Here is a 26202-nt window from a genome sequence, read left to right as displayed (position 1 = left end):
GCCGCGCGGGAGCGAGTGCTACTTGAAGGCGCTGACCCCGGTGAGGTCGCGCCCGATGAGGAGGGCCTGAACGCTTTCCGTGCCCTCATAGGTGTGGATGGCTTCGATGTCGGCCATGTGCCTGATCACGTGATTCTCGAGCAGGACTCCGTTCCCGCCGAGCATGTCGCGACCGAGCGCGGCGATCTCTCTGGCCGCTCGGGTGTTGTGGTACTTGGCGAGGGAGGCCTGGATCGGCCGCAGGGTGCCGGCCGCGTCGAGAGTGGCCAGGTGCATGCAGTGCAGTTGCATGGACGTGAGCCGGGACAGCATCACCGTGAGGCGCTCCTGAACCAGCTGGAACCCGGCGAGCGGCTTGCCGAACTGGATGCGCTGGGTCGAGTAGTTGAGCGCGGCTTCGAAGATCGCGGTGGCGTGGCCGAGGGCAGACCAGGCCACTCCGAGGCGGGTGGCATAGAGCACCGTTGCGGTCTCCTTGAACGTGTGGGTGCCGGGAAGTACGGCATCCAGGGGGACGCGCACGTTGTCCAGCACGATGCGGGCCTGATGGATGGCGCGAAGCGAGCCCTTGCCTGTCATGGTCTCGGCGAGGTAGCCGGGCGTGGCCTGGTCTACGAGGAAACCGCGCACATTGCCCTCGTCGTCACGCGCCCAGACCACCGTGACGTCGCCGACGGAGCCGTTGCCGATCCACATCTTCTCCCCGGTGATGACCCATTCGTCGCCCTCGCGACGCGCGGTGGTTTCGAGTCCCACGGAGTCCGAACCGTGCTCGGGTTCGGTCAGCGCAAAAGCACCGAGCTTCTCGGCCCTGGCCAGAGGGACCAGCCAGGTGGCCTTCTGCTCGTCGCTGCCGAACAGCGCGATGCTGCGCAGGGCGAGCCCGCCCTGTACGGCCACGACGGTTCCCATTGATCCGTCGCCGCGGGAGATCTCCATGTTGACGAGACCGGCGGCGAGAGGGGACATGGGCGTGAGGCCGGGCCCCTCGCACCCGTCGGTGAGCAGGTCGAGTTCCCCCAGCCGGCGAGCGAGGTGCAGCGGGTACTCGCCCTTGTCCCACGCCTCCGTGAGCTCGTCGAGGCTCTCCTCGGCGAAGCCTCTGGCCCGAGCCCAGAAGGCACGGTCAGCGGCGGGAACGCCGGCGAAAACGGCGTAGTAGTCCGTGTCGAGGGGCACGGAGACGTCGTAGTCGGGAGCCTCCGTTTTTTCAATGTCGGTACGCTCTGCGTTCCGTGCGGGTGCGGAGGTCATGGCTGGCTCGCTTTCAGGGGAGGGAGGATTTCGGGTTCAGGCCGGAACGGGCGCGCTGGCAACACCGGGTTCGTGGAACGTGACGCCGTTGGCGGCGCGGGAAGCCCCGGACCGGTCGAGCAGGGGCGTGAGCCCTCCGGTGTGCTGCGGGTAGTTGGCGCCGAGGATCATGCACGCGTCGATGTCATCGGCGCTCTCCACGGTGCCCTCGGCGAGCATGCGCCAGGCTTCGTCGGCGAGGCCGGACAGCAGGAACGCGCGGATGTCGTCCGGGCCGGTCGGCAGTGCACGCGGTGAGGTGACCGCGACGTCCACGATGATGGCCATGACCTCCGGGCGGAGTTGGCCGTCGTCACCGAGGTAGCCGGTGAGCCCGAGCTCGACGATGCGGGCGAGGCTGGGGCTCACCCGAAACCGTTCGGCCGCAGCGTCGTTCATGGTTTCGAGAATGTGCAGCTGCACCGCCGGGCCGATATAGCCCAGCAGGGTCAGTGCGGTCATCGGCAGGCCGTCGCCCACCAGGGCGGTATCGACGGTGCGGGCATCCGTTCCGGCGTCGATGAGTTCGAGGGTGTCGCTGAACAGGCGGGTGAGGAGACGGTTGACGACGAAACCGGGGGAGTCTTTCACGAGCACCGCGGTTTTGCCGAGGGATCCGGCCAGGGCGAATGCCGCCTCGACGGCCTCCGGGCTCGTGTGGGCGGACCGTACGATTTCGACGAGGGGGAGTACGGCGACCGGATTGAAGAAGTGGAAGCCGATCAGACGTTCCGGGTGCCGCAGGTGAGCGCCCTGCTCTTCAATGGACAGTGATGACGTGTTGGTCAGCAGCACCGCGGTGTCGCTGACGACGTTTTCGACGGATGCCCACACCTGGCGCTTCACCGTCAGGTCCTCGAACACGGCCTCGATCACGATGTCGCAGCTCGTGTGTGCGGCGGCCTCCGTGCCGGCGGTGATCAGGGCCTCGATCCGCTCGCGCTCCGCAGGGTTCATGCCTCGCCTGACCGAGCGGTCGAGCTGCCCGGTGACCCGTTCGAGGGCGAGGTCGACGCGCTCGGGGCTGAGGTCGATCAGGTGGGTCGGAGCGTCGAGGCGCTCCGCGAACAGGAAGGCGAGCTGGGTGGCCATCAGGCCGCCGCCGACGACGCCCACCTGGGTCACGGCGGCGCCGCTTCCCGTCTGGCGGGCGGGTCTGCTGCGTTTGCGAGCCGCCTGCACGGCGAAGAAGGCGTAGATGCCGGCCCGGCACTCGTCGCTGTGCAGCAGGTCGCCGAAGGCGGTGAGTGTGGCGGCCTCGAGCGCGTCAGGCCCCCGAGCGTGCCGGGCGGCGGTGCGATCGGGGTCGGGTCGTGCTGCGGGGTGCTGATTCCACGCGGAGAGCAGGCTGAGTGCGGCGTCAACGGCCGGAAGCGATCCGGGGATGCGCGCGGCGACTCCACTGCGCACCGTGTCGGGATTCCACGGCGCGGCGGCGCCCCGTTCGGCGACCGGGACGACGCCGGCAAGCCGGGCGGCAGCCCAGGCGAGAGACGCGTCCAGAAAGCCTGCGCCGGGCAGTACAACGTCGGCGAGGCCGATCGCGTGCGCTTCGAGGGCCGAGAGGTGGCGGCCGCTGAGGGAGCGGGTCACGGCGACATCGGCGGCCGCGCTCACACCGACGAGTTCGCAGAGCGACGTGAGGCCGCCCCAGCCGGGGACGAGGCCGAGACGAACTTCCGGCAGCCCGATGTTGCGGGCGGTCGCGGCGACCGTGCGGTAGTCGGTTCGCAGCGCGAGCTCGAGGGCGCCACCGACGGCTGCGCCGTTGAGAAACGCGAAGGTGGGTACGGTGAGGCCGGTGATCGCGTTGAAGGCGGAGTAGCCGTCGCGCGCAATGCTCGCGCCATCGGCGGCAGAGGTGGCCGACCGGAAGCCGGCGAGGTCGGCGCCTGCGCCGAATGCGGACCCGGTGCCGATGAAGGCGACGGCGTCGACCTGGCTGGCGTCGATCGTGCGCACGGCGCGGCCGAGGGCCCGCAGCGCGGCCGTCGTCCACGTGACGAGGCGGCCTGGCGCCGGGATGAATGTGACCACGGCGATCTTCTGACCGGCGCTGACGTGCCGGCTGACCGTGACTCGAGTGTTCACTTCACTAACCACGGTGCTCCTTCGCGCCGAACCGACAGATATAGGTACTGTCTAGCTGACACTGAGTCTCATGTCAACTGAACCTCAGTCCCAATTGGGCGTTGGGCGAGGAAATCCCGGTGGCCGGGCCTCAGCGTGCGAGCGTGCGGAGCTGCTCTTCAAGGGCGAGGGCCATCTCGTGCGGCGACGCCGAGGCCGGGAATACCGCTACGACGAGGTCGGAGCGCGGTGCGAGACCGGCGCCCGGAACGGCGTCGGGGGAGAAGAGACGGCGAACGACGAGGAGCTCGTCAGCGAGTTCCTCCGACCCAACCGGGCCGTCGGAACGAATGAGGCGTCGCAGCTCGAAGTTATGCGTTGTGGTGACGGCGTTGGCGAAGCGGATCGCCGTGAGCGGGGGGACGCCCGGGAGCATCCGTCGGAGGTACGCGGCGAAGATTTTCTCGTAGCGTGACACCATGATGGTCTCGCGGTCGCGCAAGACCTGGGATTCGCGCACTACGAGGTCCCGCAGCCGCACGATTTCGAGTCGTTCGCGGAAACGCTCGAAAACGAGTGCTGCCGCGTCGCAGACGGCAATCCACGGATCCGGATGGTGCGTGGCGAAAAACGTGGAAATCTGCTCGAGCAGCTCATCGTGGTCGGCGAAGATCACATCGTCTTTCGACCCGAACTGCCGAAAGAACGTGCTCCGGGACACTCCGGCGGACTCGGCGATCTGGGTCACCGACGTGGCCTCGTAGCCCTGGTCGTGGAAAAGTCGGACGGCAATATCGGCGACATCGACGCGGGTGCGGTGAGCGGAAACGGCGGAGGCAGAGAGGTCAGACATGGTGAGGTGAAAATATCACGAAACGGGGCGTGGCCCCGTCGCCAAGTTCGAACGCCCGTCGGATTTAGCGAGCCAGCGAGGCGAGTTCGGCGCGCGTTGACGCGCCCACCTTGCGCAGTAGGTTCGCCACGTGAAACTTCACCGTATTCTCGCTGATCAGCAAGTCCGCGGCGATCGCCTTATTGCGTGCGCCCGAAGCCACGAGCACCAGCACGTCGCGCTCCCGCGGGCTGAGGCCCCAGGCCGCCTCGGTGACCACGGATGCCGCCGGCGGGTCGAGCGGCAGCGTCACCGACATTTCAGAGCCCCACCCGGGCGTCGCCTGCACCTGCAGGTCCCCGCTGAGCGCCACGACCCTGGCGGACAGCTGGCGCACGCTCGGCACCTCTGGGGTTAGATCGCCGGGGCCGTCGTCACGGATGCGGATCAGTAGGTTGCTCCCATCGCAGTCCCACTGCACGCGCACCTTCGCCACTCCGCTTTGCTCCACGAGCGCCAGCACGGCACCGCGCACGATCGCGCGACCCTCGTGCGCGACCTCGCCGGGCAGGGCGCGGCCGTTCACCGGCGGCTCGATGAACTGCACGTCAAGGTCACCGAACCGTACCAGCGGGCGGAGATCGGCGCGCAGCCGTTCGAAGGCCTGTGCCACGGGCTCCTCGGTGAGTGAGCGGTCGAGGTCGCTCACAGCGCGCAGCGCCACCATCGCCGCTGCGGCCAGATCCGTCGCCACCTGACGCGCGGCCACATCGCTCGTGGAGCTCGACCGCAGCACGGCGAGCAGGGACTCCAGGGTGGTGGCGTGGGAATCCGTGAGGTCGGCGATGATCTTCGTTCTCTCGGCGGCGGCGAGGCGTGAATCCTGGGAAGGGATAGGAGAAGTCATGCGTACAACCTACCCGATCCTCGCACAAACCACCCGATTGGGTAGGTGAACTAGTCGTTCGGCGGGCGGCATTCCCGCCCGAATGAGCAGAAGATAGACGACATGAACGCAACGACAACTACCCCGATTCGGATCGGCGCGGCGGATGCCCTCGGCACCATCTGCGCCGAGAACGTGCACGTGGTCGACCGGCTGCGCGACGCATCCCCTGCACCCCTCGACGCCGCGGCGGAGCGTCTGCAGCGGGCCGAGCGTGTTTTCGTGCTCGGCGCCGGCCGTTCCGGCCTGGCCCTGCGGATGACCGCGATGCGCCTCATGCACCTCGGGCTCACCGTGCACGTGGTCGGTGACGTGACCACCCCCGCGATCGCACCGGGTGATGTCCTGCTGGCGGCGAGCGGCTCCGGAACAACGGGCGCCATTGTGCGTGCCGCCGAAACCGCGGCAGCGGCGGGCGTGGGCATCGTGGCGTTCACGACGGATGCCGGTTCTCCCCTCGCCGCCCTGGCTGAGGTCACCGTGGTGATTCCGGCGGCCGCGAAACAGGACCACGGCGGACCGCGCTCGACGCAATACTCCGGCGGACTGTTCGAGCAGAGCGTTCTGCTGGTCGGCGACGCGATCTTCCACGCCCTGTGGAAGGCCTCCGGCGCCACGGCCGAGGAACTGTGGCCTCGCCACGCCAACCTCGAGTAGCACCCCGATTTTTCACACCCACTCACACGACAGATTCACACGACAGAAAGAAGATCCCCATGAAGCTTCAGGTAGCAATGGACGTACTCACCACCGAGGCAGCCCTTGAACTGGCCGCTGCGGTCGCACCGCACGTGGACATCATCGAGCTCGGCACCCCGCTGATCAAGGCGGAGGGCCTGCGCGCCGTCACCGCGATCAAGGCCGCCCACCCGGACAAGATCGTGTTCGCCGACCTCAAGACCATGGACGCCGGCGAGCTTGAAGCCGACATCGCGTTCTCGGCCGGCGCCGACCTCGTCACCGTGCTCGGCACGGCCGGAGACAGCACCATCATCGGTGCCGTCGCGGCAGGGACCAAGCACGGCAAGGGCGTTGTCGTTGACCTGATCGGTGTTGCCGACAAGGTGACCCGTGCCCGTGAGGTGACGGCGCTCGGCGCCGCGTTCGTGGAGATGCACGCGGGTCTCGACGAGCAGGCCGAAGCAGGCTTCTCGCTCGACAGCCTGCTGAACCAGGGCGAGACCGCGAAGGTTCCGTTCTCGCTCGCCGGTGGCGTGAACGTCTCGACGATCGCCTCGGTCCAGCGCGCCGGGGCATCCGTTGCCGTGGCCGGCGGCGCCATCTACGGTGCGACCGACCCCGCCGCTGCCGCAGCAGAGCTGCGCGCCGCGATCATCTAGGCCTCGTTCAGACAGCACTGGCGCCCCGGACCAGGTCCGGGGCGCCAGTGCTGTCTTATATGAGGAGTCGAGCTAGCCGAGCAGGAGCTTGGCGAGCATGTCGGTGGAGTGCACAATCGCGGTGGCCTCCGTCGCCTCCGACGGCGAGCCGTAGCCCCACTCGACGAGAATGGCGGGGAGGTCGTTCGCGGTGGCGCCGTCGACGTCGTGGTGGCGGTCTCCGACGAGCACGGGGGTGCTCACATCGGCGCCGGTCTCGCCGAGGCGACGGAGCGCTTCCGACACGATGTCGGCCTTCGTGGCACGGGTGTCATCGGCGGACGCACCGACCATCACGGTGAAGAACCGGGCCAGATCGAAATGCGTGAGTATCTCGATCGCGGTCGTCTCGGGTTTGCTCGTGGCGAGGGCGAGGGGAATTCCGGCCTCATGGATACGCTCGAGCAGCCCGTGCACGCCGGGGTAGATTGCGGTGTCGAGGGCGGCGGCGCCGTGGTACTCCGAGCGATACACGACGACGGCTTCGGCGGCCTCCTCGGCGGTCATCCCGGCGTACTCCTGAAAGGCGGAGAGCAAGGGAGGGCCGACGTAGGCGAGCAACGCGTGGTCGGAGGGTACGGGGCGGCCCAACAGAGCGAAGGTGCGGGCGAGTGAGCGGGTGATGGCCGGGGCGGAGTCAGTGATCGTTCCGTCGAGGTCAAAGAGGATGGCACTCCAGGTGCGCGTAAGGGTGGGATTCACTCACTTATCCTATGTGTGTACATGGGAAAACCCTCCATGTACCCGAAGTACAGTGCTGCGAGCCGACCTGGCGTCCCGGCGCGAGCACCTGCCCGGCCTAGAACAGGCGGGTCTTGGTGTCGTCGATACCGCGCATCGCGTCGTAGTCGAGCAGCAGGCAGCGGATGCCGCGGTCCTCGGCCAGTCGCCTGGCCTGCGGCTTGATCTCCTGGGCGGCGAAGACTCCGGTCACCGGCGCAAGATGCGGGTCGCGGTTCATGAGTTCCAGGTACCGGGTGAGCTGCTCCACGCCGTCGATGTCTCCCCTGCGCTTGAGCTCGACGGCCACGGAGCGCCCGCCGGAATCCTGGGCGAGGATATCGACCGGGCCGATCGCGGTCATGTACTCGCGACGTACAAGGGTGTGGCCATCGCCGAGCAGGTGAATGTGCTCCGCGAGAAGCTTCTGCAGGTGCGCCTCGACGCCCTCTTTGATGAGGCCGGGATCGACGCCGAGTTCGTGGGCCGAATCGTGCTGCACGTCGTAGATGCTCACCACGAGTTCGTCGGCGGTCTTCAGATGTGTCACGGTCCACAACGCGGTGATGCCGGCGGCGGACTGGTCGGCATCCGGTTCCTGCACCGACAGTGCGCAGGGCGGGCTCATCCAGTTGAGTGGCTTATAGGAGCCGCCATCGGAGTGCACGAGCAGGCTTCCGTCCGCCTTGATCATCAGGAGGCGGGTGGCGAGCGGCAGATGCGCGCTGAGCCTTCCGGCGTAGTCAACGGAGCAATTCGCAATAACAAGGCGCACCCGACGAGCTTAACCGCCAGAGGCGACCGGCGCATCCGCTGCGCTCAGGGGCGGGGAGGGGAGGCCGCAGGCCGAGCCGCCGGGGCAGCCAGCCCGGCGAGCACCATCAGCGCCAAAATCACGTACAACGCATTCAGAATGCCCCAGGCATCGCCGAGCAGGCCCAGAACGGGCGGACCGACCAGAAAAGCGAAATACCCGATCATGGCGACGGCGCTCACCCGAGCGGCGGCATTCCTGGCGTCATCGGCCGCGGCGGACATCCCCACCGGAAATCCGAGCGACGCCCCGAGGCCCCACAATACGGTTCCCGCATAGACGAGCCAGGCCGCCGGCGCCAGAATGAAAAGAACTAACCCCAGAATTCCCACGATCGCGCTCGCGCGAAGCACAGCCACGCGGCCGAAGCGGTCGAGGACCGGCCCGCCGAGCACCCGGCCCACGGTCATGGCCCCGACAAACACGCCGAAGACGATCGCCCCCGAGGCGTTCGTGAACCCGTGGCCGTCGACCGCGGCGAGGGCGAGCCAGTCGTTGGCCGAGCCCTCCGCGAAGGTCATGCCGAGCACGATCATGCCGATCAGCAGGAGTTTGCGGTCGCGCCAGACCGTGAGGTTCTGCGCGAGGCGTTCGCGCCACGATTCGGCGCGCTCCGCCGGGGTATCGTCGCCGAGTTCATGGCGCAGCGGCAGGAATCGCACGGCGGCCACCACCGTGCCGAGAACCAGCACGGCGATGAATGCCAGATGCCAAAACACCGAGACCTGCAGAACGGACGCCGCGGCCCCGCCGAGCGCGCCCAAGACGGTTCCGAGGCTGAAGCAGGCGTGCATCAGTGGCATGAGTGTTCGGCCGACCTCCCGTTCCGCGGCCGCGCCCTCCACGTTCATCATCACGTCGAGCGAGCCCATGCCGAATCCGAACACGGCGAGGGCGCAGAAGACGAAGGCGGCGGAGGGGAACAGGCTCACGCCCGCGCCCATGAGCACGAGCCCGGCGGCGGCCAGCGACATGCTGAGCGTCATGGCGCGGCGGGCACCCAGCCGGGCGAGGAGCCAGGCGGCCAGGATGAGGCCGATGACCGACCCCGCGGACAGGCCGAAGATGAGCAGGCCCACGCGAGTCTGGTCGAGGCCGAGGCTGTCCCGTACCGAGGGGATCCGGCTCATCCAGGAGGCGAGGCCGAGGCCGCTGACAAAAAAGGTCGCGAACACGGCATTGCGCCACATGAAGAGGGCGTGCCGGGCGGCGGAGGGGACGGGGCGGTCAATCACGAGACGTGGCACCTTGTTTTCTGAGGGGTGGGAATCGATCCGCGAGGATCGCCCGTCAAGGCTATCGGGCCGACACTCGCCGAGGGGGGTCTGAGGACCGCCCGATTCGATTCCTCTCCGCCGGGTGGCAGTCAGTGAGCGCCGACCACCATCCAGCGCGTGGTGCGCGCTCGCGCCCCGAGCGTGACCGCCCGAGCACCGAGGTAACCGAGAGCGAATGCAGCCATCAGCAGCGCGAGTCCCGTCGATCCGCTCGGAGCCCACAGCAGCACACCCAGCGCGAGGGGAACGAAGGCGGCGAGGTTCACCAGGCCGGTCAGGGCGAGGTAGCGCGCGTCCCCGGCACCGATCAATACCCCGTCGAGCACAAAGACCACGCCGCCGAGGGGCACCGAGAGTCCCAGGACCACGAGCGTCGCCGGCAGCAGCTGCGTCACGGCGGGCGAGTTCGTGAACAGGTGTCCGAGCACGCCGCTCGTGGCAATCACCAGCACCGCGAGCCCAATGCCGGCCAACACGCCCCACTCGAGGCACCGGCGCAGCACCGCGCGCACCCCGGCGATGTCGTGGGCGCCGAGTCCACGGCCCACGAGTGCCTGCGCGGCGATGGCCAGGGCGTCGAGGGCGAAGGCAAGGGTCGCGAAGAGGGTCATGGCGATCTGGAACGCCGCAAGCTCCGGCGAGCCCAGCCGGGCTGCGACGAAAACGGCGAGCAGCATCGCCGCACGCAGACTCAGGGTGCGCACAAACAGCCAGCCGCCGCTGCGCGCGCCGAGGAGCATGCCCCCGCGATGCGGCCGCAGCCTGGCGTGCACCCGGCGTGCGTGCCGCCCCACCACCACGAGATACAGGGCGACCATTCCCCACTGGGCGACAACGGTGCCCACGGCGGAACCGGCGATGCCCCAGCCGAGCACGTAGATGAACAGGTAGTTCAACGCGATGTTGACGGCGAACCCGATACCGGCCACAAACAGTGGGGTACGCGTGTCCTGCAGCCCGCGCAGCAGCCCGGTCGCGGCAAACACGAGCAGCATGGCGGGCAAACCGAACATGGAGATGCCGAGGTAGGTCGCGGCCTCCGCGGTGACTGTTGCCTCGGCACCGAACGCACCGACCAGCACCGGGGTCGCGACCCGGCCGACAACGGCGAGCACGACGCCGAGGCCGAGGGCCAGCCACAGGCCGTCGATGCCGACACTCACGGCCCGGCGCGTGTCACCGGCGCCCAGCCACCGGGCGACGGCGGGCGTCGTGCTGTAGGCCAGAAACACCATGAGCCCGATGATGGTCTGCAGCACCGCGCTCGCGAGCCCCAGCCCGGCGAGGGGCGTGGTGCCGAGGTGACCGACCATGGCCGAGTCGGCGAGCAGAAACAGAGGCTCGGCGATGAGCGCCCCGAGGGCTGGTACGGCGAGGCGCAGAATGTCGCGATCGATGGCCTGGGGAGTGAAGAGTCTGATGCAGTCGACTCTAGTTCGCTCCGGTGCCGCGCCGTTCGCCGCCCGGCACGTAAAAAGTTCTCCGCCGACCGGAGCCAAACGGCGCGGGCGAGCGTAGCCTCAGAGTATGAACGCTGTCATCGTGACGGAGGGCCTTCAGAAGCGCTTTGGACGTGTGCAGGCACTCGGCAGGCTCGACCTGCAGGTGGCCGAGGGCGAGATTCACGGATTTCTCGGCCCCAACGGCGCCGGCAAGTCGACGACCATCCGCATTCTTCTCGGTTTGGTGCGCGCCAGTGCCGGCAGCGCGGCCGTCTTCGGCCGCAACCCCTGGACGGATGCCGCCGTCATCCACGAACGAGTCGGTTTCGTTCCCGGCGACGTGAGCGTGTGGCCGAGCCTGTCCGGCGGTGAAATCATCGACGTGCTGTGTCGGCTGCGCGGCACGGACCCGCGGGCCAACCGGCCCAGGCGACAGCACCTTCTCGATGTCTTCCAGCTCGATCCCACCAAGAAGGGGCGCACCTATTCCACCGGGAACCGCCAGAAGGTCGCGCTTGTGGCCGCACTTGCGGCCCCTGCGGATCTGCTCATTCTCGACGAACCCACCGCCGGGCTCGACCCGTTGATGGAGGCCGTGTTCCGCCGCGAGGTGAAGGCTTTGTCGGAGGACGGCGTGACCGTGCTGCTGTCCAGCCACATCCTCTCCGAGGTCGAGCACCTCTGCGACCGCGTCACGATCATTCGCCAGGGCAAGACGATCGAAACGGGGTCCCTGTCGGAGCTGCGTCACCTGACCCGCACCCAGGTGGGGTTCTCCGGGTCGAGCCTCGGTCCGTTGACCGTCGCCGCCTTCGAGAACCGACTCCCGTCCGCCCGTGACGTCACGGTCGACGCGGAACGAATCACCTTCACCACGGACAGCGCCCAACTGCCCGACGTTCTCCCGGTTCTGGCCGCCCTTCGCGTGGAGGGTCTCACGGTGGCGCCGCCCTCGCTCGAGGAGCTCTTTCTGCGCCACTATCGTGAGGATGTGGCGACCCAGGACCACCCATGACGGACCTCGGAACCCTCGGACGCCTCCGCACACTGGAAACGCTCTGGTGGCTGCGCCTGCGGCGTGACCGGATGCGGCTGACGGTCTGGATCCTCTCCCTCGCCGCCCTGGTCTGGTTGAGCGTGCCGGCGGTGGTGATGAGTTTCGGCACGCTCCCCGAACGCGAGGCGCTCATGCGCCTCGCCATCCGGGCACCGAGCGTTCTGATGCTGCGGGGCAATCCCCAGGGAGCGGATATCGACGCCCTCGTCTTCTTCCAGCTGTTCACGTTCCTTTCCGTGCTGTTTGCGCTCATGAGCATCTTTCTCGCCGTGCGCCACAGTCGTGCCGAGGAGGAGTCCGGACGCGCCGATCTGGTGGGCGCAACCCCGGCCGCACGCATCCTGCCCCTGCTCGCCACTGCCCTGCATGGCCTGAGCGCCAACATCGTGATGGGCGCGGTGGTGGCGTTGGCTCTGCTCGCTGCCGGATTCGACGTAACGGGATCGGTCGTGACCGGTCTGGCGCTCGCGGCCATCGGAGGCTCCTTTCTCGCAATTGGGCTGTTGAGCGCGCAGCTGATGCGCACGAGTCGGGGGCCACGGGGGTGGCCGCCGCCGCGGTGGCCGCCGCCTACGCCCTTCGCGCGATCGGAGACTCGACGGGCAACATCAATGCGGACGGCCTGAGCATGACGAGCGCCTGGCCGAGCTGGCTTTCTCCGATCGGCTGGGGACAGCAGACGAACGCATTTACCGCGACCACCCTCGTTCCGCTGCTGCTCAATCTGGGCTTGAGCGTGCTCGTGTTCGCTGTGGTGGCTGTGCTGCAATCCGCCCGCGATGTCGGGGCGGGACTGGTGCCCGAACGAGCCGGACGTGAGGGAGCCGCGCACGCGCTGCGCGGCTCGGTCGCCCTCGTGTGGCGCCTGCAGTGGCCGGCCGTCGTGGGGTGGTCGCTCGCCGGGTGCGTCTTCGGTCTGTTCGCCGGTCTGCTCGGCGAGACCGTGCTGGCGCTGGTCAGGTCGAATGCCGGTGTACTCACCGCACTCAGCAGCATTACAGAGAACCAACCGGCGGCCGGGGCGGGTTCGGCGAGCGATGGGGCCGTGATCGATGTCTTTCTCGCCGCGATGTTCAGCATCGTGGGGGTGGTGGCGGCGGCCGCGGCGACGCAGACCATGGTTCGCATGCGGCAGGACGAAATCAACCGCTCGGCGGAGCTCCTGCTCGCCACGCCGCTGTCCCGGATCCGTTGGCTGCTGGACTACCTGCTGGTCGGCGCCATCGCTGGGCTGTCGGTGACCGGCGCTGCGGTGTTCGGCGCGGCCATCGGGCTGACCCGCTCGGCCGCGACCGGGCAGCGCGTGGTGAACGTGGCCGCCGCGGGGGCGGCGCACTTGCCCGCCGTCCTCTTGCTGCTCACGATCGCGGCCGCCATGTTCGCCTTCCTGCCGCGCTGGAGCATGGGACTGAGTTGGGCCGTGCTGCTCGTGTCGCTTTTCGTCGGTCAGTTCGGGGGCTTGCTCGGGCTGTCGGAGGCCGTACGGGCGCTGTCGCCGTTCAGTCATACGCCCGGAATAGCAGGAGTCGGCACCGACTGGACTGGGAACGGGGGAATGCTGGCCCTGGCCGTCGTGGTCGCCACTCTTGCGCTGCTGGGAATGCGCCGCCGCGACCTGGTGCCGTGATCTACGGACTCGACGTGACTCGACGGCCAGCCCACCGGAATATGCTGGACGCATGACTGATCAGGTGAGCGCATCCGGAATCGACCGAAGTGAATTGGACCCGGAGATTCGGCCCCAGGACGACCTGTTTCTGCACGTGAACGGCAAATGGATCTCGCGCACCGAGATCCCGAGTGACAAGGCACGCTGGGGCTCCTTCACCCTGCTCGCCGAGGAATCCGAGAAGGCCGTGCGCGACATCATCGTCGAGGCGCAATCGGCCGAGCCCTGCACGCTGGAGCGCAAGTTCGGTGACCTGTTCACCAGCTTCCTCGACGAGGAACGCATCGAGGCCCTCGGTGCCACGCCCCTGGTCGCCGACCTCGCCACCGTCGACGCCATCACGTCCATCTCCGAGCTGCTCGCCGACCTCGGTCGGCTGGAACGGGCCGGCGTGAGCGGTGCGTTCCATCTCTTCGTCGACAACGATCCGGGAGACCCCGAGAACTACCGCGTGTTCATCGAACAGGGTGGGTTGGGCCTGCCCGACGAGTCGTACTACCGGGAAGAGAAATTCGCCGCCATTCGCGAGGCTTACGTTCCCTTCATCGAGCGGATGTTCACCCTTGCGGGCGTCGATGACGCCGCGGGGCGCGCCCAGCGCGTGTTCGAACTCGAAACCGAGCTGGCCTCCCATCACTGGACCAAGGTCGAAACGCGCGACAGTGAGAAGACGTACAACCGGCGTACCTGGGGCCAGTTCTCTGCGCTCGCGGCCGGCGCCGACATCGACCTGTGGCTCGAGGGCATCGACGCTCCGACCGGAACGCTCGACGAAGTCATTGTGCGGGAGCCGAGCTATATCGTGGGCCTCGCCGCCACCATGAGCGACGCCCGGCTGGAATCCTGGCGCGACTGGCTGCGCTGGCAGATCATCCGGTCGAGCGCCTCGTACCTCTCCGGCGAGTTCGTGGAGACAAGCTTCGACTTCTACGGCCGCACGCTCAGCGGCACCCCGCAGCTGCGCGAGCGGTGGAAGCGTGGCGTATCGCTCGTAGAGGGTGCGCTCGGGGAAGCAGTTGGGCGCATCTACGTGGATCGCCACTTCCAGCCGAGCGCCAAGGAAAGCATGGATGTGCTCGTTACGCACCTCGTTGAGGCTTACCGACAGAGCATCTCGACCCTCGATTGGATGACCGAGGAGACCAGAGGTCGTGCCCTGGAGAAGCTCGAGAAGTTTACGCCCAAGATCGGCTACCCGGTGAAGTGGCGCGACTATTCGAGCCTCGAGATGACCCCGGGCGACCTGATCAACAACGTACGTGCGGCCAATGAGTTCGAGTTCCAGCGTGAGTTGGGCAAGATCGGCAAGCCGCTCGACCGCGACGAGTGGTTCATGACGCCGCAGACGATCAACGCGTACTACAACCCCGGCTTCAACGAGATCGTGTTCCCCGCCGCCATCCTGCAATTCCCCTTCTTCGTGGCTGAGCGCGATGCCGCGGCGAATTACGGCGCCATCGGCGCCGTGATCGGGCATGAGATCGGCCACGGCTTCGACGACCAGGGTTCCAAGTACGACGGTGACGGCCGCCTCACGGACTGGTGGACCGAGGCGGACCGCGCCTCCTTTGAGGAGCTCACCCGCTCACTCATCGCGCAGTACGACGGCCTGTTCCCGAAGCAGGTCCCCGAGCACCACGTGAACGGCGCCCTCACGATCGGCGAGAACATCGGCGACCTTGGTGGCCTGTCCATCGCGTGGAAGGCCTACCTGTTGTCGCTCGGGGGCGAAGAGCCACCCGTTGTCGACGGGCTGACCGGTGCCCAGCGGTTCTTCTATTCCTGGGCGCAGGCGTGGCAGATGAAGCTGCGCGACGCCGAGGCGATCCGACTGCTGTCGATCGACCCGCACTCTCCGAACGAGTTTCGCTGCAATCAGATCGTGCGCAACATTGACGAGTTCTACACGGCCTTCGACGTGACCGAAACGGATGCGCTCTGGCTCGACCCCGACCAGCGCGTCACGATCTGGTAGCCCGCCGGCCCGTGGGTTAGGGTATTTGCGGGGAACACCCTGACCGAGAGAGGCCCGTCGAGAGTGGTTATGGCAGTGCGGGATTCTGAGAAACGCTCGAGGCACCAGGCCGAACACCACGGCAAGCACCTGGGCGTCGAGGCACCCGAGAATTTCTCCCGAGGCTTCGAAGCGCTCGGCGACCTCGCCGTCAAAGGCGTGCAGGTGTCGGCGAGGGCCACCGACCTGACAACCGGCCGCGTACTCTTCTCCGTGGACGACCACGTCGTCATGCCCACGGCCCATATCGGAACCGTGTTGCTGCTCATCGAAGTCGCCGCCAAACTGCGGGACGCCGATTTCGGCGCCCAGACGGTTCTTGACCGCACGGTCGCCGATTCGGTCTCCGGATCGGGCCTCTGGCAGCACCTGCAGGCGCCGTCGTTGCCCATTGCCGATCTGGCCGCGTTCGTGGGGTCGATGAACGACAGTCTCGCGACGAACGTGCTCATCCGCGCCGTCGGGCTCGAGGCCGTGCGTGCCCGCACGGAGAAACTCGGCCTCACACGTTCTGCCCTGCTCGATCGCGTTCGCGACCATCGGGGCCCCGACGACGCACCGCACCTGTCGGTCGGAAGCGCCAAGGAGCTCACCTGGCTGTTCACCGCGCTCGCTCGCGGCGAGATTATCGATGCCGAGACCAGCGAGCGGGTGCTGGGATGGTTGTCTCTCAACATGGACCTCACACTGGTGGCCGGGGCTTTCGGGTTCGACCCCTTCGTTCATCGTGAGGGCGACCACGGTCTGCTGCTCGTGAACAAGACCGGGACATCGGCCGGAGTGCGCAGCGAGGTCGGCATCCTTCGGGGCCCCCGCGCCGGCGTCACCTATTCGGTGGCGATGTCCTTCACCGACACGGACCTGTCCACCCGGCTCCGGGTGCATGCGGGGCTTCGGTCCGTCGGCCTCGACCTGCTCGAATACGTTCACTGACCGCTGGTGCCGGCACCACTCACTGCGACGTGGGCGTCACGTTCACCTCCACTTCGACGAATTCCACGGGATCGTCCTCCCAGGGGCGGACGAGAGCCAGTCGGAGCCGTCCCGATCCGTCGGCGACGGCGCGAAACGTGAGAATACGCCCGGCCGCGGCGCCCGGCAGGCCGCCTCGAAAATGATCGAGGCGGTCGTCGTCCAGGCGCACGTTGGCCGGCTCGTCGGCCACCTTCCACAGGTACCCCGCACCGCCGATCTGGTGCAGCCGAATCTCCAGCGTGTCGCCGACGGGCAGGTCGACGGCGGCGCCGGAGACGGGGTTCTCAAGGATGCGATGACTCACGGTCACCACACATGCATTGCGGTGAGGGTGCCCGCCGGGTTCTCGTCCGCATAGGGCGCGGACCCGACCGCTCGCGCGTGCGCGGCGAGCAGGGTGAGGGCCGTTGACCCCGTGTCGGTCAGCGGATCGAGCCGCTTCCAGCCGGATGTCTGCAGAAAGACCCAGGCATTGCGATTGCTCTGATCGGCCCAGAGCGCCGTGATCGGTTCCCCGCTGAGGGCGGAGTTCGCGCTTTCCCGGGCCGCCAGCGATCCGGGAGGGCTCATACGCGGTTCGGTCGGGGGTGCGGCCTCGACCTCGATCTCGGCCACATTCAGCGCAAACAGGTCGGCGAGTTCTTCGGCCGACAGCTGACGCGGCATCGTGTCGGTGGGCCGGGGGGCCGCGGCCTGCAGGGACCGGTGCGCCTTGGACCGGCCGTTGGTGATCGTCATGGTGATACTCCTTCTGGTGTGGTGGCGATCAATAGGTGTAGCTCTGGGTGACGACGCCGTCGTCGGAGAACGCGTTGATGTACGCGCTCTTCTCCTTGGCCGTGAGCAGATCCGAGAACATGGCGATATGAGCCGTGCCGGTGAGGCCACCGACCTTCAACCATCCGATGTCCTGCACGTAGATCCAGCCATTGCGGTCGTGCCCGGTTGCGTAGGCACCGAGTACCTTCTTGCCCGCCGTCCAGGTGCGCAGGTACACCCCGGTCACGCCGACATTCGACCAGGTATCGATCCACACCTCGCCGTACTTGATGTATCCGAAGCCGCTCATGCCCCAGCTGGTGCCCCAGCTGTTCTTCACGATCCAGGCGCCGAGCGTGTCGTCGTAGCCGACGATGGCAACGCAGTGTCCGCCCTCCTGAGCCCCCGAGACCTGCTCGTACACGCCGGAGTGGTAGCTGTAGAAATCCGTGTAGACCACGAAGCAGCCGGTGACCGGGCCGTAGGTGGTCAGATGGTTCTTGATCGACTGGATGTTGTTGGTGACGTCGGCCGTTGCGGTCGCCTTGGCGCGATGCTGCTCCCAGGTCGACGGCAATGATCCGCCGTTCGAATTGCCGGGCGAGTATGCCCATTCCGACTCGTAGGTGATTCCGCGATTGGTCGCGAACGTCAGCGCCGGCATCGGCATCCACCCGGTGTCGCAATCGACCCCGACCGTGGAACCCCAACCGTAGAAGAGGTGCGCCTCGGAGAGGTCGACGTCGAGCGTGGGCGTGCCCCGCGTGTACCGGGCCGTGCCCTCCAGCACCGCCACGGAACCGAAGGCCACACACGAACCGCAGTTGAGCTGGTTGCGCACGCCGGCGACGTAGCTCACCCCGCCTCGGTCATTCAGGTCGAACTGCGCGGGAAGCGCCGTGGCGTCCCTGGCGGTGGATTTGGCCGCGTCGTGGCGAATCTTCTTGGCGCGGGCATTGAGTTTTGCCTGTTCCTCGTCGCCCGGGAGCGGCACACCCAGCAGCATGGCTCTTTGGTTGGGCGACATGCGGGTGAGGGCGTTTTCGCTCGCCTCCCAGGGGACTTCCCGTTTTTTGAGCGCCGCCCTGATCGCGTCAACGTCGTATCTTTCTGACTCAGCCATGTCTGATCCCTTCCGTGAACGGCTGCCGACGGCTGGGTGCTCACTCAGCCCCCAGTATCCAAGCGCATCGGGCGTTACCAGGGCGTTATCGACGGGCGGCGAGGCCGTCGGCAGGCCGAAAATTCATCCAATTGGGGCTTCACAACGCGATCGGATGCGGGTATGACCATGAACAAGTGGCGCGGCACATCGCCGTGCGCCACCGGCAAGAAGAATGGAGCCATGAAATGAGCGCATTTTCGGCGGCCCGCCGTGCAGCCCTCGTGCAGCCTCCGCGCAATACGGTCAACGGGGAGACCAGGCCCGTGCTGAGCGTGCTGGGAGATCTCGCCGCGTATCTGCCGTCAGAAGGCATCGCCGTGTACATTGCCGTCATCGCCTTCGGTTCGGGTGTGGACAGCGGCGCCGTGCCGTGGGTGGCCCTCGCATCCGCCATCCTTCTGAACGCGATCGTGACGATGGTGGTCTACTCATCCCTCAGCGATCCCACGAACCGTCCCGGCGCCGGGCGCCTCACCCTGCTTGTGGTGGTCACGAGCGTGCTGTCCGTCGTGTACATCGCGGCCCTCGCCGGCAACCCGTTTGAGAGCGCCCTGGGCTTGATCTGGCCCGGCATTGCCGCCATTGTCCTCGTGGCGATCATGCCGTTTGCGGCTCCGTCGATCGGATTGCGGCGGCGCGAACTCGACACCCAGTAGCGGCAGGCGGATCTGCTCACCTGTACCTCCCCGGGGCTCCGGACTATGCTGAGCCGACTGGTATTTGAAGGGGACAACAACAAATGAGCGTACGACGCATCGTGACCGGGGTCGACTCGTCGACGCAGAGCTGCAAGATTGTCACCGTTGACGCCGATACCGGCGAGCAACTGACCCTGCGCAGTGCTCCGCATCCCGATGGCACGAGCATCGACCCTGCCCGCTGGTGGGACGCCTTTCTGTCCGCCGGGGGCAACGATCTCGGTGGCGCGGCGGCACTCGGGGTCAGCGCGCAGCAGCACGGCATGGTTGCGCTCGACGACGCCGGCCGACCGGTGCACGATGCCCTGCTGTGGAACGACGTGCGCAGCGCCCCGCAGGCTGCGGCGCTCACCGACCACTACGGCGCCCAGATGTGGGCCGACGAGGTGGGCGTGGTGCCGGTCGCCTCCTTCACGATCACCAAGCTCGCATGGCTGCACGCGAACCGCCCGGAGCTCGCCGCGAAGGTGGAGCAGGTGCTGCTGCCGCACGACTGGCTCACCTGGAACATTCTGGGACGTCCGGAGCAGGCCACCACCGACCGCAGCGACGCATCCGGCACGGGGTACTTCTCTGTGCACACCAACAGCTACCGGATGGACCTCCTCGAGGCCGCTCTCGGGCGTGAGGCGCGCGTTCCCAGGGTTCTCGGTGCTGCCGAGCGCGCGGGTGTCACGTCCGGCGGGGTGGTGGTGTCGGCCGGGGCCGGCGACAATGCGGCGGCCGCGCTCGGTCTCGGGATCGGCGAGGGCGACGTGGTGGTGTCGATCGGCACGAGTGGCACCGTCTTTGCGAGCACCGCGGCCCGGATAGCGGATGCCTCGGGCTCGGTCGCCGGGTTCGCCGATGCCGCCGGGGGCCAGCTTCCGCTGCTCGCCACCATCAACGGCGCCCGCACGCTCGTCTCCACGGCCCGGATGCTCGGCGTGGACATAGAACGTTTCGGCAACCTCGCGCTCACGGCGCCGGCGGATGCCGACGGGCTGATGATGCTGCCCTACCTCGATGGTGAACGCACTCCGAACCTGCCCGATGCCACGGGATCACTCACCGGCATGCGCCGGGCGAATATGACGCCGGAGAACCTGGCCCAGGCATCCGTGCTCGGACTCGTCTGCAGTCTCGCCGATGCGCTCGACTCGCTGCGCGGCCAGGGAGTGACCGTGCGGCAGGTGCTGCTGATCGGCGGCGGTTCGCAGTCGCCCGCTGTGCAGAAGATTGCCGCGGATGTCTTCGGCGTGCCCGTGGTGATGCCGGCGCCCGGAGAATATGTGGCTCTCGGGGCCGCTCGACAGGCCGCGTGGGCGCTGCACGGGGGCAGTGACTTTCCCAACTGGCCGCGAGCGATCGCGCGGGAGTTCGAGCCGGCTGCCGACCGCTCCTGGGCCGCCGAGGTGCGTGCCTCCTACGCCGAGAGCCGCGAAACGATCTACGGCGTCTGACCCCCGGCGCGCGGGTGCTCGCTGTCTAGGGGCGAAACAGAAACGCATCTTCCTCGGCATAACGAAACCAGTCGCGTTCGCCGTGGCGAGCCGCGGTGTACGGGAAGACCTGGCGCCAGGTCTGGCCGCGTTCCTGAGCCGCGGTCACGGCATCCGTTGCCCAGCGGATGTCGGTGGCCAGACCATCGACATAGCTGACCACCGGTCGATAGCCCAGCTGTTCCCGCGCGGCGGCCATGCTCAGCACCTCGGACTGCCCGCGGTCCCAGGGGCTTGCGCCGGCGCCACCGCGTGGCGGCCCGGCAAACGTGTGCACCTCGGCGTCATGCTGCATCAGGGCGAACACGAGTCGCGCGATTTCAGCGGGGGAGTGCGCCTGTTCGTCGACCGCGTTGAGCACGCGTTGCCCCGGCTGCTCGGCGCAGAGGAGAACGAGCTCGGCAACGTTGGCCGTGGCCGATGTGCTGAGCGGGCGCCCCCCGCGTTCGGCCAGCAGCACACTGCGTCTGCCGTCGAAGACCCGCTTGATGAAAAACCATTCGCGCAGCTCCGTGGTGTGCGGGCCGTGGATGGCTCCCGGCCGCAGGATACTGACCGGCAGGTCGTCGATCGCCAGGAGTGCCCGCTCGAGCCGCACCTTTGCGGCGGGGTAGCTCATCCCGGAGGCGCTGATCACCGGCGACTGCTCCGTGAGCGGCCTGACGTCGGGCGCTCGCTCGTAGATCATGCCCGTGGAGATGACCACGAGGGAGCCGACATCCCCGGCGAGGCCGGCGAGCTGCGTGGCATTCTCGGCGTCGAATGCGGCCGTATCGAGCACCAGGTCGCGTCCACGAGCCGCGGCCAGCAACGCCGCCGAGTCGGCGTGGTCGAGACGGATGCTGCGGTTCGCGCCCCACAGATCGGCCGGAGGGTCGCCGCGGTAGGTCACGGTCACATCCCAGCCGGCTCGCCCGAGTCGGCCGGCCGCCGCGACGCCCAGCTGGCCTGTCCCGCCGATGATGAGTGCCGACTTCCCCATGTGATAACCGTAAGTCACGCCCCTTCGCCCGCTCCGAGGGCGCGGCGCGAGTCCCCCGTTTGGGGGTATTCTCTCCCGCTATCGGCCGGTGCCTCACAGCTGGGTGAAGCCGCGCACGATCGTTCCGGCGGCTCCCGCGTAGGCGATGACCACGAGCATCCGCCTCGCGATATGCGCTTCGATGACCCGTTCCAGCAACTCGCCGAGCACGAGCCCGGCCGCACAGGCCGCTGCGATCAGCAGCCAGGTGAGCAGGGTCAACTGAGGAGGCTCCGCAGCTCCGAAGATGAGCTTGGCCACGAGTGAGGCCCCGCTGACGGTGATGAAGTAGGGCTGCATCGTGGCCGCAAAGCCGCGCTGGGACCAGTGCGTGGCCATCGCATACATGCTCACGGCGGGACCGCCCACCCCGGCGGTCGCGTTCATGAACCCGCTCGCGGAACCGGCCACGGCCCGGACACCCGGGCTGTCACGGAGCGTCGCCCGGCGCAGGGTCACCGATACGGTGAGGGCCGTCGCGAGCAGCAGGCCGATGGAGATCTGCAGCCACGCGCCGGGCACATGCTGCACAACCACGGCGCCCGGCACGATGCCGAGCAAAGCGAAGCATGAGAGCACGGCGTAGCGGCGCCAGTCGATGTGCCGAAGAACTCGCGGCAGGATCAGTCCGGCGGTGAATATCGCGCAGGCATTGACCAGGACGATGCCGTCAATCGGCCCGAGCAGCAGCACCAGAAAGGGTGCGGCCACGAGGGCGAAGCCCATGCCGGTGATTCGCTGCATGCTCGAGCCCACGAACACGGCGACGAGCACCAGAATCGTCATCCACACGTCGGGTCTCCATCTCGGATCGTGCCGTCTGTGGTCCGCCGGCAGCAGCCTGGCCGCGCCGGGAGCGCGCTCAGCAGCAACGACCCTGCGGATTCGTGTGCTGCCGGTCGGTCTGATCCCGCCAGAACTCCCGGTGCCGTTCTTCGGCCTCCTGGATCGCGGGAATAAGGGCAACGGGCAGGGCCCCGGGAACCCGCTGCAACTGGTCGGTATTCTCGGCTGGGTCTGACGTGGTGCGGGCCATGACGATTTCTCTCCCTCGAGAAGCTGCCCAGCGCAGCCTGCATCATGTGCCACCGTAACAGGGCGCATCGTATGTTTTGGAGCCCGAATCTTCTGCTGGTCAGCGAGCGCCTAAAATAGGAGGATTGCCCTTTGGGGCACTGCCCGCCATCCCACTTTCGACCATTGGAGCCACCATGGCCGCCCCCACTCATCTCGACGCCGTCATCGCCCTGGCCCGCCACCGCGGGTTCGTCTTTCAGGCCGGTGAAATCTACGGTGGTTCCCGCTCGGCGTGGGACTACGGCCCCCTGGGCGTTGAACTCAAGGAGAACATCAAGAAGCAGTGGTGGCGGTCGATGGTCACGAGCCGTGACGACGTGGTCGGCCTCGACTCCAGTGTGATCCTGCCGCGGGCGGTCTGGGAGGCATCCGGTCACGTCGAGGTTTTCAGTGACCCGCTGATTGAGTGCACGAGCTGCCACAAGCGTTTCCGCGAGGATCACCTCGTTGAAGAGTTCGAGGATCGCAAGGGCCGTTCGCCCGAGAACGGCATCGATGACATTCCCTGCCCCAACTGCGGCAACCGCCACATCTGGACCGAGCCGCGTGCCTTCTCCGGCCTGCTGAAGACCAATCTCGGCCCGGTCGACGACGAGTCCGGAATGCACTACCTGCGCCCCGAGACCGCGCAGGGCATCTTCGTGAACTTCGCCAACGTGCTGCAGGCCTCACGCTCGAAGCCTCCGTTCGGCATCGGCCAGATCGGCAAGAGCTTCCGAAACGAGATCACCCCCGGAAACTTCATCTTCCGCACCCGCGAATTCGAGCAAATGGAGATGGAATTCTTCGTCGAGCCCGGCACGGATGAGACCTGGCACCAGTACTGGATCGACACCCGGATGGCCTGGTACACCGGACTCGGCATCCGCGCCGAGAACCTCCGCCTGTTCGAACACCCCGCAGAGAAGCTCTCGCATTACTCCAAGCGCACCGTCGACATCGAGTACCGCTTCGGTTTCGTCGGCGGCGAGTTCGGCGAGCTTGAGGGTGTCGCCAACCGCGGCGACTTCGACCTGTCGACCCACGCGAAGGCATCCGGCAAGGACCTGTCGTACTTCGACCAGACCAAGAACGAGCGCTGGACGCCGTATGTGATCGAGCCGGCCGCCGGGCTGACGCGCTCACTCATGGCATTCCTCGTTGACGCGTACCACGAGGAAGAAGTGCCCAACGCCAAGGGCGGCACGGACAAGCGCACGGTCTTGAAGCTCGACCCGCGCCTCGCCCCCGTGAAGGCCGCGATCCTGCCGCTGTCCCGCAACGAGAAGCTGTCGCCGATGGCCCGCGAGCTCGCGGCCCGGCTGCGTGAGTCGTGGAACGTGGACTTCGACGATGCCGGTGCCATCGGACGCCGCTACCGTCGCCAGGACGAGATCGGCACGCCGTACTGCATCACGGTTGACTTCGACTCGCTCGATGACCAGGCCGTGACCGTGCGGGACCGCGACACGATGCAGCAGGAGCGCGTGCCGCTCGCCGAGCTCGACGCATACCTCGCGGTGCGCCTGCGCGGCGCGTAGCACGCACGGCGCGCCACGCGAGGGGCCAACTTGCGCCCCATGAACACAAGCCATGGGGCGCAAGTTGGCCCCTCGCGGAAGCCAATTACGGGCGGGGGAACTCGATGAGGGTGACGCCGGCGCGCCGGGCGGGAGCGGACAGTGCGGCGAGCGCGGCGGGGGCCTCGGCAAGCGGGATCCTCGCCGTGATGAGGTCCTGCGGGCGCAGCCGCCCCGAGAGCACGAGGTCGAGCAGGGCCGGGTAATCACGGGCCGGCATCCCGTGGCTGCCGAGAACGGTGAGCTCGCGCGCGATCACCAGGCCGAGGGGAAGCACGGGGTCCTCCTCGAGCAGGCCGATCTGTACGTGTCGTCCGCGAATGGCGAGTGAGCGCAGGGCGATGCGCACCGTGTTGCCGTGCCCCAGAGCCTCAACGGCAACGTGGGCCCCGGCGCTATCGGGCGTCAGCGCACGAATGCGGTCGACCACGTCGGCGTCATCGAGCCCGGCGGCGTTCACGGTCTGCGTGGCTCCCGCCCGCGTTGCCGCCTCAAGGGCGGAGTCGCTGATGTCGACGGCGATCACGGTGGCGCCCATCGCCCGACCGATCATCACCGCGGACAGGCCGACTCCGCCGCATCCCACGACCACAAGCGTTTCGTCGGCCTGCAGGCGAGCCTGGCTGACCAGGCCGCGATAGGAGGTGGCGAAACGGCAACCGAGCAGTGCGGCCGCGCCCGAATCGAGGTCGTCGGGCACGGCCACGAGATTGAAGTCGGCGTGGTGCAGGGCCACCCGCTCGGCGAAGGAGCCCCAGTGGGTGAATCCCGGTTGGGTCTGGTTGCTGCACACCTGGCCGTTGCCGCTGTCGCATTCCGGGCATTCTCCGCAGGCGCACACGAACGGGACGGTCACGCGCTGGCCCACGCGAAACCGTCGCACGAGGGGACCGATGGCGTCGATGACGCCCACGAGTTCGTGCCCGGGCACGTGCGGCAGCGCGATGTCGGCGTCGTGGCCGATCCAGCCGTGCCAGTCGCTGCGGCACAGTCCCGTGGCCTCGACCCGCACGATCACCCCTGCGGCGCTCAACAGGGGTTCTGGTACCTCGCGTACGACCGGCAGCTCGCCGAATTCCTCGAAATAGACCGCTAACATGACCCTAGTCTGCCTGATGCCGCCGTCCCCGCTCTGCTTTCGCACGGTGCCCCGACGCCGATGCCGCCCACAGCTGTTGGAGGCGAAACACCGCCGATAGTGGGCGAGCAATGGCGGAGGCGGTTACAGTTGCCTCATCACCAGGCCCGGGAGGAGTCACATGAGCAGGCAATTCGAGGTTGTTTTCGAGGGCGAGTTTCCCGGCACGCCGGACCAGGTGTGGGACGCCATCACGGCGCATACGGAGGCATGGCTCTTTCCGTCGGACGGGATGGAGGGCACCGACATGGTCTCCGAGCGGCCGAACCATCGAGTCAACCGCATGGACGGTCCCGACGACTGGTTCAATGTGCTCGAACAGGTCATTGAGGAGCGTCCGAACGGTCGATCGTTCATGCGCTGGATGCACACGGGCGTGTTTCTCGGCGAGCAGAACGAACAGAACACCGCCGTGAAACTGCACACTGATTTCTACATGCACACGCTCGCCGAGTATCTCGAGCATTTCGCGGGGCGCAAGGCGGTCTTCGCCGACATTCAGGGGCCCGACGCGTCAGCGGATCAGGACGCATTCGAGGTGGTGCGAGCCGCGCTCGGCATTGATTCGGGCACGGTCGCGGGCGATTCGACCTACGTGACTCTTCCCGGCGAAACCGCTCCCGGAGCCTACGTCGACCACACGAGCGAGCACTTCATAGGCCTGCGAACGAACAATGCCCTCTACCGCTTCTTCGGTCGCAACGCGTTCGGTGGTGTCGTTGGCATAACCGTGCACCACTTCGGTGGTGCCGACCAGATGCTGATTGAGCACGAGTGGCACGAGTGGATCGGCGCGCTGTTCACCTAATCCGCACC

General features: G+C 67.5%; 26 protein-coding genes. 11 read left to right on the top strand and 15 right to left on the bottom strand.

Annotated elements, in window-relative coordinates:
- Nucleotides 1-18 precede the first annotated feature (18 nt).
- From AC1MB9_RS14560 to AC1MB9_RS14545, 4 genes are all read right to left on the bottom strand, one after another.
- Complete coding sequence (locus AC1MB9_RS14560; protein WP_479962645.1) at nt 19-1254, bottom strand: acyl-CoA dehydrogenase family protein; 1236 nt, start codon at nt 1252-1254, stop codon at nt 19-21.
- A gap of 36 nt (nt 1255-1290) precedes the next feature.
- Entirely contained in the window at nt 1291-3396 is a 2106-nt protein-coding gene (locus AC1MB9_RS14555) for a 3-hydroxyacyl-CoA dehydrogenase NAD-binding domain-containing protein (RefSeq protein ID WP_479962644.1), read from the bottom strand.
- 118 nt (nt 3397-3514) lie between these two features.
- On the bottom strand, nt 3515-4216 hold the full coding sequence (locus AC1MB9_RS14550) for a TetR/AcrR family transcriptional regulator (protein WP_479962643.1): 702 nt from the start codon (nt 4214-4216) through the stop codon (nt 3515-3517).
- 64 nt (nt 4217-4280) lie between these two features.
- Entirely contained in the window at nt 4281-5102 is an 822-nt protein-coding gene (locus AC1MB9_RS14545; RefSeq protein WP_479962642.1) for a helix-turn-helix transcriptional regulator, read from the bottom strand.
- A gap of 102 nt (nt 5103-5204) precedes the next feature.
- Here AC1MB9_RS14545 and hxlB point away from each other — a divergent pair, with 102 nt between their 5' ends.
- Together hxlB and hxlA are read left to right on the top strand one after the other, a co-directional pair.
- Complete coding sequence (hxlB, locus tag AC1MB9_RS14540) at nt 5205-5798, top strand: 6-phospho-3-hexuloisomerase (RefSeq protein ID WP_479962641.1); 594 nt, start codon at nt 5205-5207, stop codon at nt 5796-5798.
- A 59-nt stretch (nt 5799-5857) separates the two neighbouring features.
- The gene (hxlA, locus tag AC1MB9_RS14535) at nt 5858-6481 is read left to right on the top strand and encodes a 3-hexulose-6-phosphate synthase (RefSeq protein WP_479962640.1); all 624 of its coding nucleotides are present in this window, start codon (nt 5858-5860) and stop codon (nt 6479-6481) included.
- A gap of 72 nt (nt 6482-6553) precedes the next feature.
- On the opposite strand, the gene AC1MB9_RS14530 is transcribed toward hxlA, so the two are convergent.
- The 4 genes from AC1MB9_RS14530 to AC1MB9_RS14515 form a co-directional block, all read right to left on the bottom strand.
- The gene (locus tag AC1MB9_RS14530; RefSeq protein ID WP_479962639.1) at nt 6554-7222 is read right to left on the bottom strand and encodes an HAD hydrolase-like protein; all 669 of its coding nucleotides are present in this window, start codon (nt 7220-7222) and stop codon (nt 6554-6556) included.
- A 97-nt stretch (nt 7223-7319) separates the two neighbouring features.
- A complete protein-coding gene (nucS, locus tag AC1MB9_RS14525) occupies nt 7320-8015 on the bottom strand; it encodes an endonuclease NucS (RefSeq protein ID WP_479962638.1) in 696 nt (231 codons plus the stop codon).
- Nucleotides 8016-8059: 44 nt separating this feature from the next.
- On the bottom strand, nt 8060-9289 hold the full coding sequence (locus AC1MB9_RS14520) for an MFS transporter (protein WP_479962637.1): 1230 nt from the start codon (nt 9287-9289) through the stop codon (nt 8060-8062).
- Between the two features lie 131 nt (nt 9290-9420).
- Entirely contained in the window at nt 9421-10752 is a 1332-nt protein-coding gene (locus AC1MB9_RS14515; RefSeq protein WP_479964661.1) for an MATE family efflux transporter, read from the bottom strand.
- 106 nt (nt 10753-10858) lie between these two features.
- Between AC1MB9_RS14515 and AC1MB9_RS14510 the strand changes: the two genes are divergently transcribed.
- The 5 genes from AC1MB9_RS14510 (at nt 10859) to AC1MB9_RS14490 (ending at nt 16446) form a co-directional block, all read left to right on the top strand.
- Nucleotides 10859-11788: an ABC transporter ATP-binding protein gene (locus AC1MB9_RS14510; protein WP_479962636.1), complete on the top strand. Its 930-nt coding sequence runs from the start codon at nt 10859-10861 to the stop codon at nt 11786-11788.
- On the top strand, nt 11785-12456 hold the full coding sequence (locus AC1MB9_RS14505) for a hypothetical protein (protein ID WP_479962635.1): 672 nt from the start codon (nt 11785-11787) through the stop codon (nt 12454-12456). The genes AC1MB9_RS14510 and AC1MB9_RS14505 overlap by 4 nt, the downstream gene beginning before the upstream one ends.
- On the top strand, nt 12375-13457 hold the full coding sequence (locus AC1MB9_RS14500) for a hypothetical protein (protein WP_479962634.1): 1083 nt from the start codon (nt 12375-12377) through the stop codon (nt 13455-13457). The genes AC1MB9_RS14505 and AC1MB9_RS14500 overlap by 82 nt, the downstream gene beginning before the upstream one ends.
- Before the next feature lie 52 nt (nt 13458-13509).
- Nucleotides 13510-15474: a M13 family metallopeptidase gene (locus AC1MB9_RS14495; RefSeq protein WP_479962633.1), complete on the top strand. Its 1965-nt coding sequence runs from the start codon at nt 13510-13512 to the stop codon at nt 15472-15474.
- 69 nt (nt 15475-15543) lie between these two features.
- On the top strand, nt 15544-16446 hold the full coding sequence (locus tag AC1MB9_RS14490; RefSeq protein WP_479962632.1) for a serine hydrolase: 903 nt from the start codon (nt 15544-15546) through the stop codon (nt 16444-16446).
- 19 nt (nt 16447-16465) lie between these two features.
- On the opposite strand, the gene AC1MB9_RS14485 is transcribed toward AC1MB9_RS14490, so the two are convergent.
- Genes AC1MB9_RS14485 through AC1MB9_RS14475 form a run of 3 tightly spaced genes read right to left on the bottom strand, consistent with a single transcriptional unit; the run spans nt 16466 to nt 18370 of the window.
- Nucleotides 16466-16798 (bottom strand): protease inhibitor I42 family protein, encoded by a 333-nt coding sequence (locus AC1MB9_RS14485; protein ID WP_479962631.1) that lies wholly within the window; start codon nt 16796-16798, stop codon nt 16466-16468.
- A complete protein-coding gene (locus AC1MB9_RS14480; protein ID WP_479962630.1) occupies nt 16795-17226 on the bottom strand; it encodes a hypothetical protein in 432 nt (143 codons plus the stop codon). Before AC1MB9_RS14480 ends, AC1MB9_RS14485 begins: the two co-directional genes overlap by 4 nt.
- Before the next feature lie 28 nt (nt 17227-17254).
- Nucleotides 17255-18370 (bottom strand): C1 family peptidase, encoded by a 1116-nt coding sequence (locus tag AC1MB9_RS14475; RefSeq protein ID WP_479962629.1) that lies wholly within the window; start codon nt 18368-18370, stop codon nt 17255-17257.
- A gap of 227 nt (nt 18371-18597) precedes the next feature.
- Here AC1MB9_RS14475 and AC1MB9_RS14470 point away from each other — a divergent pair, with 227 nt between their 5' ends.
- Together AC1MB9_RS14470 and xylB are read left to right on the top strand one after the other, a co-directional pair.
- On the top strand, nt 18598-19068 hold the full coding sequence (locus AC1MB9_RS14470; RefSeq protein WP_479962628.1) for a hypothetical protein: 471 nt from the start codon (nt 18598-18600) through the stop codon (nt 19066-19068).
- A gap of 83 nt (nt 19069-19151) precedes the next feature.
- The gene (gene xylB / locus AC1MB9_RS14465; protein WP_479962627.1) at nt 19152-20552 is read left to right on the top strand and encodes a xylulokinase; all 1401 of its coding nucleotides are present in this window, start codon (nt 19152-19154) and stop codon (nt 20550-20552) included.
- 25 nt (nt 20553-20577) lie between these two features.
- Here xylB and AC1MB9_RS14460 read toward each other — a convergent pair whose 3' ends face one another.
- The 3 genes from AC1MB9_RS14460 to AC1MB9_RS14450 form a co-directional block, all read right to left on the bottom strand.
- The gene (locus AC1MB9_RS14460; protein ID WP_479962626.1) at nt 20578-21573 is read right to left on the bottom strand and encodes an NAD-dependent epimerase/dehydratase family protein; all 996 of its coding nucleotides are present in this window, start codon (nt 21571-21573) and stop codon (nt 20578-20580) included.
- Between the two features lie 93 nt (nt 21574-21666).
- Nucleotides 21667-22398, bottom strand: coding sequence for a sulfite exporter TauE/SafE family protein (locus AC1MB9_RS14455; protein WP_479962625.1), 732 nt, complete (start codon nt 22396-22398; stop codon nt 21667-21669).
- Nucleotides 22399-22474: 76 nt separating this feature from the next.
- The gene (locus AC1MB9_RS14450) at nt 22475-22648 is read right to left on the bottom strand and encodes a hypothetical protein (RefSeq protein ID WP_479962624.1); all 174 of its coding nucleotides are present in this window, start codon (nt 22646-22648) and stop codon (nt 22475-22477) included.
- Between the two features lie 175 nt (nt 22649-22823).
- Here AC1MB9_RS14450 and AC1MB9_RS14445 point away from each other — a divergent pair, with 175 nt between their 5' ends.
- Complete coding sequence (locus AC1MB9_RS14445; protein WP_479962623.1) at nt 22824-24209, top strand: glycine--tRNA ligase; 1386 nt, start codon at nt 22824-22826, stop codon at nt 24207-24209.
- Nucleotides 24210-24294: 85 nt separating this feature from the next.
- Here the strand turns inward: AC1MB9_RS14445 and AC1MB9_RS14440 are convergent, their stop codons facing one another.
- Nucleotides 24295-25347 (bottom strand): zinc-binding dehydrogenase, encoded by a 1053-nt coding sequence (locus AC1MB9_RS14440; RefSeq protein ID WP_479962622.1) that lies wholly within the window; start codon nt 25345-25347, stop codon nt 24295-24297.
- A gap of 160 nt (nt 25348-25507) precedes the next feature.
- On the opposite strand from AC1MB9_RS14440, the gene AC1MB9_RS14435 reads away from it, so the two are divergent.
- Complete coding sequence (locus AC1MB9_RS14435) at nt 25508-26194, top strand: SRPBCC family protein (RefSeq protein WP_479962621.1); 687 nt, start codon at nt 25508-25510, stop codon at nt 26192-26194.
- The last annotated feature ends 8 nt before the right edge of the window (nt 26195-26202 follow it).

The sequence above is a fragment of the Cryobacterium sp. AP27 genome, assembly GCF_056680495.1.
The sequence above is the reverse complement of the archived record's forward strand: the minus strand, read 5'-3'. Positions and strand labels throughout refer to the sequence as shown.